Below are 13,677 nucleotides of genomic sequence, written 5' to 3'. Positions count from 1 at the left end.
CCCATGCAGGAGGAAATTTTTAACGGGACATCTTTAATTCATCAGAACACCCTATCAGCTAATCCCTAACCCCTTTTAAACTTTAAGTTCTGTGGTCACCCTCCTTAATCCTCCCTCAAGTGAGGAGAAATGATGTGTTGGGGTATTGTTTTTAAATTCTAAGTTCTGCGGTCACCCTCCTTAATCCTCCCTCAAGGGAGGAGACGTATCTGAAGTCATCATCACTAATCCCTAACCCCTTTTAAACTTTAAGTTCTGCGGTCACCCTCCTTAATGCTCCCTCAAGTGAGGAGACGTATCTGAAGTCATCATCCCTAATCCCTAACTCCTTTTAAACTTTAAGTTCTGCGGTCACCCTCCTTAATGCTCCCTCAAGTGAGGAGACGTATCTGAAGTCATCATCCCTAATCCCTAACCCCTAATCCCTAACCCCTAATCCCTAACCCCTAATCCCTAATCCCTAATCCCTAACCCCTCATCGAAGAATCTCCTTCACATTTGCTCTGATTTTTATGCTGATCTCGTCTGTGGGTAAATCATTGTCATCGCGTCCAAACGGATCTTCAATTTCTTCTGCAAGTACTTCTAAACTCACCAGGATGTAAAAAATAAAAACGGCAACGCCAATAGAATAATATCCCATCACATGAATGAATGCAAACGGAACAGTGGCGACGTAAATGAAAATAAATTTTTTCAAAAACATGCTGTATGAATAGGGAATGGGTGTTCCTTTAATACGTTCGCATGCTCCGGTGATATCTGAGAAGGTGCCTAAATTGGTATCGCATGCTAGAAATTCTTCTTGTGTGATACGCCCGGTTGCTTTTAAATCATGTAATTTTTGATAAAGCCAGCGAGCAATTAAACTAGTTTTATGATTCACTTTTTGAATTTCGTCTAATTCATTTTCTGTCAAATCAAGTTCTTCTAGTTTTACGCCTTCTCGCAACTGCTCTTTCATGGCAAAAGCATAATTTGAAATCATGCGTGCAAAATAATTTTCTGTCTCATGATCTAATTGCATAGACTTTATTTTGATTGCCAAATTGCGCGTGTTGTTCACTAAAAGTCCCCATAATCTTCTTCCTTCCCACCAGCGGTCGTATGCTGTATTGGTTCGAAACACCAGCAATAGAGACAATACAAAACCTATCAGCGTGAAAATTTGCATGAGGCTTGATAGTTTCTCACCCAAATTCCAATAATGTATTTCAAGGTAAACAAATGCTGACGTTAGCAGTGCAACTACAATGAGCTCTTTCCACAAAATATAAAATGTATCACTTTTATGAAAATGAAAAATAATACTGAACCATGTTTTGGGATTGTATTTAATCATCTTGAATTGTATTATGACACAAAATTAACCCAAATTACCAAACAGCATTTCTGCGATTTTTTCATGGCTTATTTGGTCGTTTGTAATTGTTCCATCTTGCCCTGAAACCGCGTGTGTCAATGTGTATGGTCATGGTGCCGGGATACAAGCCCATACCTCCTTTATCACCCACCAGAGTTTCCAAGATTTCAAGGGCTATTTCTTTATCAGTTTCATTTTCTTTACCATCGTTGTTAATGTCTTTGATGGTGAGATCTGCAGCAGTTCCAAAAATATGCTGGCTTTGTGTTGCTCCACCACGCTCTTGGTTATAATATGCATGCCGGTGGCTTTCTCGCACTTCAAATCCATCTCGGTTATAGCCTTGTGATTTTAATTCATCTATAAATTCCAGAATCCAAACCAAAAGTTGACGATCAATCAACCAGTATTGTTTTTTATTTGCCTCAATATTTTTTTCGTTTTCAATGAAATATTTATCTGTGCAAAGAAAATTTTGAATTCTGTTTTTTCCAACAATGTATAAATAACATTCGTCTCCCTGTACTATCCGATATTTTTTATCCTTTAATTTCTTGTTGAATATGCCTTGGGGATCTGTATAAGTTAAGTATTCATCTGGCAATTCTGAAAAAGAAACAGATTCAAATAATGAGAGAATGCTATCCATCTTTTCAATGGTATACACAGGTTCTTGTTTTGTTTTTTTATCAAATATTTCTGCGTGTTTTTCACGCGTACATGTAGTCAACATGCTGAATGAAATGAGGACAAACAAAAACAAGTTCTTATCTGAAAATGGCTTGAGTGAATGCATAATTATTTTGTCAAGATCTGATTTAAATCTTGTCTCCTGAAATTAAATTCAAAAAATGACTATGAATTTAACGTTTTTTAAAAATGGGTTTCAGCTATTTGTCTTTGAAAGCATTTTCACCGAGAACCATCCAAGAATTAGAATTACCAGTCCCATTAAAACCCAAAGCCAGGCCTTGTTTTTGAAAAAAGGTTCTGAGGGATTGGCTGTTCCTTGTGATGTAATTTCTTCAGGTCCTAAGGTTAAATAAGTCAATTCAGATGGAATACTTTCAACAAAATGTTGCAAATCGTAATCAGGTAATGATGCTTGCTGATTGCCGTAATAAAAAAAATAGTCAGCAGGTTCAGTGAAACGAATTAGGAGTTCATGTGTAAAACCTGAAACTACAACAGAATCAATGTTTATTTCAGGGTTGTTTCCATTGTGTATGATGATTCGCAATTCTTGAGCAAAGCGATTATCAAAAACATAAGCCGGTTGATGAATTGACGTGTAGATACTTTGATGAATACGCTCATAATTTTTAATGTATCCTTTTTCAGTTTTTGTGCTGTCACGTAGAATTTCAATATCCAAATCACGATAAAAATCAAACGAAGAGGAGGAGAAAATTGATATCCTGTTCACCGGCACTAATTCATGAAGTTGGATAGTGACTTCAGTCTGATTATTTTCTTTGTTTTCATGAATAGAAATTTGATTCGGATAAGTTTTGAAAACACCTGATTTTATTTCGGTATGCGTAATTTTAGCTGATTGCAGATTAGGGTTTTCTTTTGCCGGAATCTGAACTTGATAATATGCGTAATCTGTTGTATTGAAAAACAGCGTGCTAAAAGTATAATGTTGTGTTTCATTTTGTAGTGACACCATGCGATAATTCTCTAAAATGGTAAACCAATTCTCATTGTCATTGCTGCCTAATAAATTTATCTTCCAATCATAATTAGGCGTTGAAAAATTCATAAAAATTTCGTTGACCGGCTCTTTCTGATCAGGTTTGAAAGTGTAATAATACACCTGATCTTTTTTGACTTCATTGAGCATAGAAAATGATCTTTCAACTTGAATGATCTCATCATTTGTGTTTTCAATAATGTAGCCTGCTTCAATGGTGTCACCGGTTTCATTAATTCCATAAATTCTGAGATCAGCCAAATTGTGTTGTGTCTTTTGATAGATATCTTCAGGCAATCTTATTTTATGCCATTCAGCCTGCTGATTTTCAATTTTTCGTTTGTATGTATAATTTCCAATTTGTGCATTGACCGTGATAGCACTGAAAATGCAACAGATCAAGACAACCATGTTAGTGAAGTTTTTCATCATGCAAAATGTTATTCATTGGTTATCTCTACTCATTAGCCATTAGGTGCTTATACTTGTTATAAAGAAACGAAACAATCAACAGCAGTGCACCCACAGAAAGGAAAACAATGGTTTTAAAAATGGTAGTTAAATGTGCCAGATCATAGAAGAAAAGTTTCACCAGAACGATACCGAAAAACACTATAGCGCCAATTCTGAAATCAGCGCGCTTTTTCCATATTCCAATTACAATAGTGAATAGAGCAAACGCACTCCATAAAATAGTGAGGCCTAATTTTGATCCCTGTGGATTGTCGTACAAGTATGTCCACAACATTAATTCATAACTCAAAATAATGCAAGCAGTGATTAAAAGAATATAGTCAGTGAAGCGTTGCAAATTGGTTTGAATTTCATTCATCCAATTTTGTCTGATATATAATTTAATCATGAAAATAGACAACACAATACAAGCCACGATAAAATAATGACTGCCAATATTCCAATTTGAAGTGATAAAATACTGTGGATATTTTGGGTATTTAAATGACTCTAGCAAATCCCATGTTTCAATTAAACCACTTACATGCAAGAGCAACAGCAGCAATGAAATTAATCCTAAAAACAGTGAACCGGAAATATAATTTTTAATGAAACGTATGTGAACCAATGAGAGTATTGTTAGAAAACCGGTGGTATAAATGAAATAGGAAACCGTTTTAAACATTCTGTAATCACGGTTGTAAATCATTTCTGTATAATCTTCATCGGCATGAAAAAGTTCTACTGCGCGCTGATAATATTTAATATCCCAATAAATGGTGATTTCATAAAGAAAAGTAAAATAGAGAGAACCAAATAAAATGGCAGGAATTATAAAATGCATGGTTTGCTGCAGGTGAGGAAATTTGAAACTAGTTTCAACTCGTTTATATTTCAAGTGCAGATAGGTGATCACACCCGTGATAAGTACAAAAATCAACGATGTAACAAAGGTTCTTTGTCCTCGCGCTACAGCATCAGTAGAGAATGCTGATTGCTGATTGAGCTGATCCCATAATGACCAGTCGTTAATCAGGCTAATTATCGCTAATCCAAGCTGAATATAGGACAGTATCTGATAATAAGTAACGTTGAATTTTTTTGCCAACCATAACATCACCGCCGCTTCACACGCCCATATCATGGTTACCTGGTTGCCGTCTAATTGCACCGGTACAGCAATGGTGATAAAGGTCATCACCAAACCAATAATTAAGTGAAATAATTTGCGATCAGTAATTTTTGAGCGATAAACCGGAATGGCCACCAGAAAATGTAAAACAGCATTCAACAAGGTGAATAATCCCAAAAATTCATTGCCGTATTGGTGTGAAGAGATAATGCCGCAGCCAATACCATAGAAAAATGCTGAATTCAAAAATAGCATCACAATATCGGTAACAGCAAACGCTTCTTTTCTCATGAATTTATAAGCAAGAAAAACCGTATAAAACAAAAAGAAGAAAACAAAAAGATAACTCAGTGCAATGGTAAAATGGAGGTCAAATTGGTAAGAAGAAACCAACCAGAACATGAATATAACCCACGTAAAACCAAAGGCAGAATAGTAAAGCGATTTCCAATATTTTTTAAAAGCAATAACAAGAATACCTGCGTTGATCAGTACAATATAAGATAAGAAAACAAGTACCTTTCCTGATCCGTCACTTAGCATAAATGGCACCGCGTAAGCACCAACTAATCCAATATGCGCAATTACGGAACGGTTATAGTGAATTGCTGCAACTACAGTAAATGTGGTAAAAATCACCATCAAAATAAATGCAACCAATTGCGGGTATAAATTGTAAAATACGTATCCGGCATAAGTCACAAAATACATAGATGCCATGGAACCACTCACCAGCACTGCACTAAAATTTAGATACTTGCTTTTTAGTTTCATGCCTAAAAGCAGCAGCGTTGCGCCTACTAAATATCCGAGTATTATACGGGTTAACGGACTAATTAATTGATGATCTATAGAATATTTCGCACCAATACCTACACCAATTACCAACACAACAATACCAATTTTACTCAATAGATTTTCACCAACGAATTTTTCAAAATTGGATTTCTGTAAATTGGATTTGGAGAATATTTTTTGTTCGGTTGGTTTTGATGAACCGGTTATTTCTTCCATTGATTTTTCCAGCAATGCTTTTTGCTTTTCAGAAATTTCAATTTGTTTTTTCAGTGGCGCTTCAACTGGTTTTTCAACCGGAGTTGCAGATGATTTTTTAGATTGCCCACCTACTTTATACGCATGAAATTCTTCATTCAATTTTCTCAAATCAGCGCTTACTGCATTGTGTTTAGCAATCAGTTCTCGCAGCTTTTCATTGAGAGATTCCAGATTTGGTTCTGAAGACATAGGCATGGGTTAATAAATCTATCAAATCAAAGCTATGCATAAATTTGAGTGAATAACGCATATCATGACAGAATTTATCTCTGAAGAAAAAACCAACCCTGTTCAAGGACTATAGTTTGATCAGCATTGCGGTATTCAATCACGTAAAAATAAGTGCCGGCAACGGCAGGTGAACCTGAAAGATCTGTTCCATCCCAACTGCCTTCAGTGCCGCGATGCATGAGCATACCCCACCGGTTTTGAATTACTAAACTCAGCACTTCACCATGCGTTGCATCAAAATATAGCACATCGTTGATTCCGTCATTATCCGGTGTAAACACATTTGGCATAAACAAACTACAATCCATCCAGTTTATTTGAACAGTATCTGTTTGAAAGCATCCGGCATTATTGGTGATGGTAACTACAACAAACGTATCAATTCCACTTCCGCTTGAGTCCGGCAAGCTAATCCAATCAGTAAAATAATCATAGTAGGTATTCACAAAAAATGATTCTCCAAAACACAACGTAGTATCTTCAGGTAAATCAAATTGAGGTGCGTCAGAAATGTTGAATTCTATAAATGCTGTATCTGAAGCACAGCCTGCGGTGGAAACAATTAATTCTACGGCAACCATACCAGATGAATCAGCCTGATAATTCAAATACGTGTTTTGTGAAAGTGTATCAGAACCTGATAGCCACAAGTGATTTTCAGCGTTGAGTTCAGATGAAACTATTATGACAGAATCACCCATACAAAAATCTGAAATGATTTCATACTCCGGAATAAAATCATCAGCGATAACAAGAATAAAAACATCGGATAGAGGTGATGGGCACAATGCACCATCAAACGCCTGATAATAGAACATGGTGTCAGTGTATAACGCACCGGTACTAAAAGTGCTGCCTGATGATAGTGAATCAAAAGAAGAACTATACCAGACAACACTGCTTGTAGTATTCAGTTCAAACATTGCGTTGTTCCCTTCACAAATGAATGTATCAGGCAGTTCATTAATCAAGGAATAATCTTGATAGAGTACGGTGAGTGTATCAGATGAATTATAACATCCGTTCAACTCAACAATGCAGAAATATTGTCCGGGCTGTGAAATGAGAATACTACTGTCTGTGCTATAATCCGGCATCCACCAAATGGTTTGAGCATCCGTTGATGCAGATACTTCTAATGTATCAGACGGACAAATCCAAACAGTATCACTTGATGAAATAATCACTTGTGGAATAGGGTTAACCGGAATAGAAATGAAAGCAGAATCAGAAGTGCATGATCCAAAATCTAAAACCAATCCAACAGAATAATTACCTGCCGTATCAGCAGGAATAATTAGGTAAGATGAATCAGAAATTTCAACCCCATTATTAAACCAACTGAATGCTACAACATCATCATCTCCTGATGACAAAATAATGGTATCACCACTGCAATAAGTGCCTCCTGATAAAACAGAAGGAATGTAATTATTATGGATTACATGAACTGTGCTTACTTCAGTTACCGGACATAATCCAGAATCAGAAATTTCAAAAATAAATGTGGTGTCGGCAAATAAAATATCGGTGAGATAATCTGTTCCGGTTTGAATAGTGTCACCAGTTATATTCATCCAGATCACGGTTGAGCTAAGATTTGTTTCAAGTAATACGGCATTGCCTTCACAAATGGTGGTATCAATTGAACCGTTAGAAAATGAATTGCCATTCATGTTCACCGTGATGCTGTCAGAAACAGATGAACAGCCATTGAGATAAGCAGTGAAATAAAATATTCCTGCTGTGTCGGTCATCTGAGAAAATGACGTTACACCATTCATCCAAATGATATCTGTGCCGTTTGTAGTAGCATTAAAATTTACTGTATCACCTGGGCAAATTAACGTATCAGAACCAGAAGAAATAAATGCAGTTGGATTTGGATTAACCCAAACAGAAATGGTGGTAGTATCACTCACGCAATTGCTGTCAGCATAAAAGACAGAATAATTTCCAATCAACATATTTTGTGCTTCACCCAAGGTTAAAAGGTTGGTTGTTGTATCAGAATTATCTGGCAAAATCCAAATGATATCAAATGAGGGCGATGCTGAATTTGTAGCAAGTTCAATCCAATCATTTTCACAGTAAATAGAATCAGAAAGAATATCAGGAGCAATGGAACTGGCAAAGAGAGAAAGAGATACAGTTGTTGGTAAACTTGAACAAAGTGAATCAATATTATAAAGCGTAAAAACTTGATTAGTTAATACTGTCGAAAAATAAACTGAGTCTGAATTACCAATGAGATTACCACTTGCATCATACCAAAAAATGCTATCACTAGCTGATGCATACAAAGTTGCCTCGTTGCCATAGCACACTTGCAGCGGTGAACTAACCGGCGGTAATGGGTTAGATAAATATGAAATGACAATAGTATCAGTTGTTGTGCAGCCAAGTTCGTTTTCTGTTTGCAGAATGTAGCTGCCGGTTTGGGTTGTTTCTATAATAGACATTCCTTCGTCTGCTCCATTCCACCAATAATTCATCATGCCACCATTGGCAAATAATGTCACCGTATCACCCGGACAAACAGGTGTTGCCGGTAAGGCTGTAATTTGCGCAAGCGGAACAGAAATCATGATGATCACACTATCAATTTGCGTGATATTGCAAAAACTGGTTTCGCAATAATAGATGCCTGCAGTATCAACCGTGATGGTGAAAGATGATCCACTCAACGGAGGCAACCAATTGATAGCGGTTAACGGATTTCCGATCACGGTAATTTCAGCTAATTGTCCTTCACAAATTAATTGCGGTTCGGCTTGCAAAAATGGTGATGAATATTCTTTTGCTTCAACAAAATTTGAAGTCAGAACACAACCAAAATCATCGGTAATAATGCAATGATATAATCCGGGTAAATCAACCCATACATTCTGATTTGTTCCAAGTGTATCACCTTGCGGGCCAATCCAAATCCACGCCTGACCACTGAGTGCAAGAATTTCAAGTGAATCAAAAGGACAGACAATTCCGCCGTTCAGTGAAATATCTGGAATGATTATTTCAGGAACCGGGTAGCCCGATAGAGAATATGAATCTGAACCGGTACAAGTAACGTAGGGAGTAATCGTATCAGCATAAACTGTAAAATTAATACTGCTCAAGCCTAAAACAGTTGCAATAGAGTCACCCCAGTTTGCAGTAATCCACGGGCTGCTCCACACTACGGTTGTGTCTGTGGTTTGAACAGAAATCACCAGCGTATCACCCGGACAATAATTGCCATAAATTACTGAAGGACCAATGATATTGATGTATGGATCAGGCACAACGACAACAAAAAAATCACGAGAAATAAAATAATCAACGCTATCAGCACAATCATTCACTAAATGAGCAGAGAGCGTATGCCATCCCGGAGATGGTGGGCTGTTATAATCTGTTTGATTAATTTCAGGCCAGTAATACATGTACCCAAACGGTGTGCCGTCTAAAGTCCAGTAACTTTGTTTATATGGAAATCCTCCGCTTGGATGTGTGTAATTATGATCAAGCAAATAATGACCCCAGGTGCCATCACTGCAAATGTACAATGTATCTGTTGCCTCTTGATGTGCGTTGGTAAAATGAATATGCGGATCCAAAGTATCATGATGTGCGAAATCATCCAGTACAATAGTGTAATTGTTGATGCTTGTGCAACCAAATTCTGTAGAAGCGGTCACTTTGTAAATTCCTGAGGCATTAATGTATCTTGTCGTATCATCCAAATATACACCCGCATTCCAGCTCAATGTTTGAGTGAGCGTATCAGCAGGACTTGCCCAGATAATGAGTGAATCAGAATAACAAGTATCAATATAACCGGGTGTGGGTGATTGGTAATAATAATTCCAGTTATCACTGATCAATGGCGTTGCCGGTAATGGATGGCAGGTCACAAAAATGGTATCATCGTATGCTGCGCAACCGTCTTGCCGTTCTGTGTGCAACGTATATTGACCTGTAGTTGAAATATAGGTACTAATGATGGTACTTCCTGTGCTCCATAAGTAATCATAACGTGGGTGCATAATGGTATCAATGGCACCAACAATGTGATGTAAATTAACGCTGATCGTTGTGCTTCCACATTGGTCAATAGAATCTTGACAATTTAAAATGCAAGGTGCAATCGTGTCAAAATCACAAGCCGTTTGATGGGCATAATAATCAAGTGGCAGGCGGCTTATATCAAATGGATCCGTAATGAAGATGTCTTTATTTCCAAAAGATTTTCTCTTGCAGAAATTTCCATAATCATAATCAGTGCAATTTGCAGATGCGTAATTGGTAGTGCCGGTACAGTTAGAAAAATTATAATTGTCGCCGGCAGGAATAACCAACCAGTTTTCAAAACTTCCTGCCAGCACCGGATGATCTACACCTTTCATGACAATGGCTGAACAGTAATCATCTTCATTACTGCCGAACTGCCTTGCCCACTGAAAATTTCCTGCTGCTGAGTATTTAATATAATGCACATCACGATAGCCCAATGAATAAAAAGTAGAGTTGCCGTAGATCTGATTCATCTGTGTAAAATCACACTTGAATAATCCGGCCAGGTAGATATCACCGTTGGAGTCAATGGCTAATTGTTTTGACGTGATTTCATTCTCTGAAAAATTACTTGAGAACCATGAGAGATTTCCGTTTTCCTGAATTTTTGAAACAAGTATATTAAACTCACCACCGGGTGCAAAATTGGTATTACCGGCTTGATGACTTACTTGCATATTGCCTTTGAAATCTCCGGTGAGAATTAATTCATCAGCGTGCCAATCTATGTCATACAACAATACTTGTCCCGCGCGATATTTATCAAACCAAATTTCATTTCCCATGTTGTCATAGCTGATCACAAAACCTGCATTCATTGATTGATTATTGTGCGTAGATTGAAAGGTGATCGTATCAGAAAATTGTCCGGCAACATAAATATTATTTTGTTCATCAACACATACTGCCATTCCGCGATCATCATATTTTGCATTCGCTTCACGTGTCCACAAAAAATTACCAGAGCCGTCTAACTTCGAGAGAAAAAAATCATAAGCAGGTTGTCCGGTATTGGGGTCAGTTGTACTGGTGAAATTGTCAGGTCCAAAAATTCCATCCCCTTTGTATTGGCCGGTTACTATTACGTTTCCATTGTTATCAACTTCAATGCCGTATCCGGTATCTCCGTATTGACCTCCAAAATTTACTGCCCATAAAAAATTTCCATTCGGGTCAATTTTGGCCGCAAAAATGTCGCGGTCATTTGCTGTGAGAGATATTGAACCAAAGCTTGCTGTATTGTATATGTATCCGGTAATATAACTGTTTCCGTTTGCATCGGTTGTGACAGAATACGCCCGATCTGGTCCAATTCCACCTGCTTTGATTGCCCAAAGAACATCACCATCTGAATTTGTTTTAATGACAAGTATATCTGAGTTGCCCGCACTAGTTAAATTGATTGATCCAATGCTGGTAATGCTGCTGAAATATCCGGCAGAAATTATATTGCCTGCTGCATCAGTGTGTGATGATAGTATTTCTTCATGCACCAGATTACCATAAGTTTTTGTCCAGTTTAACTGAGCATCTGCAGCTGCGTAAACAGTGCACAAAACGCTAATGAGGATTAATTTTTTCATGGTTTGGATATTTGGTAAACGTAAAGAAACTGAAGCAGGTTGGTATGTACCGTATTGTTGACTGAGTGGTATTCTGTAAGTTGTGATTGGTTTTCTCACCAATTAAAATGTAGGTTTTGATATACTAGTCAACGCTATTCTTATCTTTGCCGCCATTAATTCATCGTATGAGAGGTAAATTAAAAGGCTGGTTTTTTCTGTTGAGATTGCATGTTCTGGTGCCATCAAAAATTTTTATTTTTTTGGGACATCTGGCGCAACTATCGCGGTTTGTTCATCAGAATAAGAAAAAAGGACATTCAGATTTTTATAGCGCAAAATTTGTGTATGCCAAACGAGAAGATTTGTTTAGACATGTTATCCAAACTGAAAAAATTGAGTCAGTAGATTATCTTGAATTTGGTGTTTCAAAAGGACATTCATTTCGCTGGTGGGCAAATGAAATCAAATCAACCGATGCACGATTTTATGGTTTTGATACCTTCACCGGATTACCTGAAAACTGGGGACCCTTCAAAGCCGGTGATATGTCAAACGGAAATGAACCACCAAAAATGGATGATGGTCGTTGTCAATTTTATCAAGGATTATTTCAACAAACCCTGTTGCCTTTTCTTGCAACATACAAAAATGAAAACAGAAAAGTGATTCACATGGACGCTGATCTATATTCAGCTACGCTTTATGTGCTCACGCTAATCACACCTTATTTGAAAAAAGGCGATATCATTTTCTTTGATGAATTTAATGTACCCATGCATGAGTACAAAGCCTTTACTGAATGGGCCAATTCATTCTACATAAAATATGAAGTGGTGGGCAGTGTAAATAATTTCTACCAAACTGCTGTTAAAATTCTTTGAGTTCAGGCTTAATCTTGTTCAGGGATAGGCGCTTGTATTGTCGGTTCGTGAAATTTTCATACATTTCACCGAATCAAAAAATCTCATGAACATGAAAAACAGCTACAAATTTCTAGCTGCGTGCTTGCTCAGCGCGGGTATTACTCTACCTTCGTTTGGTCAATTGCAAGAGCAGCGAGGTGTGAGTGCACAACCTCAGGGTATCGGCTTTGCGGCATCCTGGAATTGGCATGTATCACCTGATTTTCACCATCAGCATGATGGAGAACATTGCGTTACTGATGCTATCACCAACCATTGGTTAGAAACAGAAGGCATTGCACAACGATATCATGAAGAAGAGCAACAACAAGCTATTCTTGCTCAAAATTTTGAAGGATCGGGAGAGCGTTCAACGTATACCGTACCCATTATTTTTCACGTGGTTTATAATCCTTCAAATCCCGCTGAAAATGTTTCTCAAGCAGATATTTATCAATTGTTAGATGCAGTAAATGAAGATTTCAATTTGTTGAATGCAGATGCTGCCAGTGCAAGAACTGCGCTTGGTTTTGTGCCTGCAAACGCAGATATTGAATTTTGTCTTGCTCAACGTGATCCATCCGGAAATCAATTGACTGAAATTGGAATTCACCGTGTGTCAACAACAGAAGATTATTATAATCCCGACACAGAAACTAACGAGATGAAATATGATGCCGGTGGTGGTGGAACAGGTACTCCGGTTTGGAACAGAAACAACTACATCAATGTTTGGATTTGCGATATCACCAATGGCGCATCAAGCGGTACAGCAGGTTACGCATATAAACCAACGGTGTCTTCATTACCTCCATCATCTATTGACGGAATTGTGATTGACTACAATTTGGGAATGGACCCTGCAAACAGAGTTTTAACGCATGAACTGGGTCACTATTTTGGTTTATCACATACTTGGGGTGATACGGATGGAACCGGTTGCACCAGTGGTAATGATGGTTTAACAGATACACCAAATACTGCAGGACCATCATTCAACTATTCTCTTTCATGTTCAGGTTTACAGCAAACTTGTCCGGGCACCAATACACAGTATGAAAACTACATGGATTATTCTAACTGTCAGGTAATGTTTACGGCAATGCAATCTAATCTGATGGAATTAGTATTGACAGGTTCACGCAACTCGTTGAACTCATCCAACGCTTGTGATCCTGTAAACCCTGTGCCACCTGTTACAGATTTTGTTGCTGATATTACAA

7 protein-coding genes are annotated in these 13,677 nt (G+C 37.6%); 2 read left to right on the top strand and 5 right to left on the bottom strand.

Features of this window, described 5'->3' with window-relative positions:
* Positions 1-475: 475 nt before the first annotated feature.
* From IPH66_16020 to IPH66_16000, 5 genes are all read right to left on the bottom strand, one after another.
* Positions 476-1,342: a hypothetical protein gene (locus IPH66_16020; GenBank protein ID MBK7130849.1), complete on the bottom strand. Its 867-nt coding sequence runs from the start codon at positions 1,340-1,342 to the stop codon at positions 476-478.
* 61 nt (positions 1,343-1,403) lie between these two features.
* Positions 1,404-2,159: a DUF882 domain-containing protein gene (locus IPH66_16015; GenBank protein MBK7130848.1), complete on the bottom strand. Its 756-nt coding sequence runs from the start codon at positions 2,157-2,159 to the stop codon at positions 1,404-1,406.
* Between the two features lie 90 nt (positions 2,160-2,249).
* Entirely contained in the window at positions 2,250-3,491 is a 1,242-nt protein-coding gene (locus IPH66_16010) for a hypothetical protein (protein ID MBK7130847.1), read from the bottom strand.
* 25 nt (positions 3,492-3,516) lie between these two features.
* Positions 3,517-5,889: a DUF2339 domain-containing protein gene (locus IPH66_16005; GenBank protein ID MBK7130846.1), complete on the bottom strand. Its 2,373-nt coding sequence runs from the start codon at positions 5,887-5,889 to the stop codon at positions 3,517-3,519.
* A gap of 74 nt (positions 5,890-5,963) precedes the next feature.
* On the bottom strand, positions 5,964-11,570 hold the full coding sequence (locus IPH66_16000) for a gliding motility-associated C-terminal domain-containing protein (protein ID MBK7130845.1): 5,607 nt from the start codon (positions 11,568-11,570) through the stop codon (positions 5,964-5,966).
* A 167-nt stretch (positions 11,571-11,737) separates the two neighbouring features.
* Here IPH66_16000 and IPH66_15995 point away from each other — a divergent pair, with 167 nt between their 5' ends.
* Positions 11,738-12,433 carry a class I SAM-dependent methyltransferase gene (locus tag IPH66_15995; protein ID MBK7130844.1) on the top strand — a complete coding sequence of 232 codons (696 nt, stop codon included), beginning with the start codon at positions 11,738-11,740 and terminating at the stop codon, positions 12,431-12,433.
* 91 nt (positions 12,434-12,524) lie between these two features.
* The coding region (locus tag IPH66_15990; GenBank protein ID MBK7130843.1) for a hypothetical protein at positions 12,525-13,677 on the top strand (1,153 nt) is incomplete at its 3' end.

Source organism: Crocinitomicaceae bacterium (assembly GCA_016708105.1).
Taxonomy (GTDB): Bacteria; Bacteroidota; Bacteroidia; order Flavobacteriales_D; family Crocinitomicaceae; genus JADJGJ01.
The sequence above is the reverse complement of the archived record's forward strand: the minus strand, read 5'-3'. Positions and strand labels throughout refer to the sequence as shown.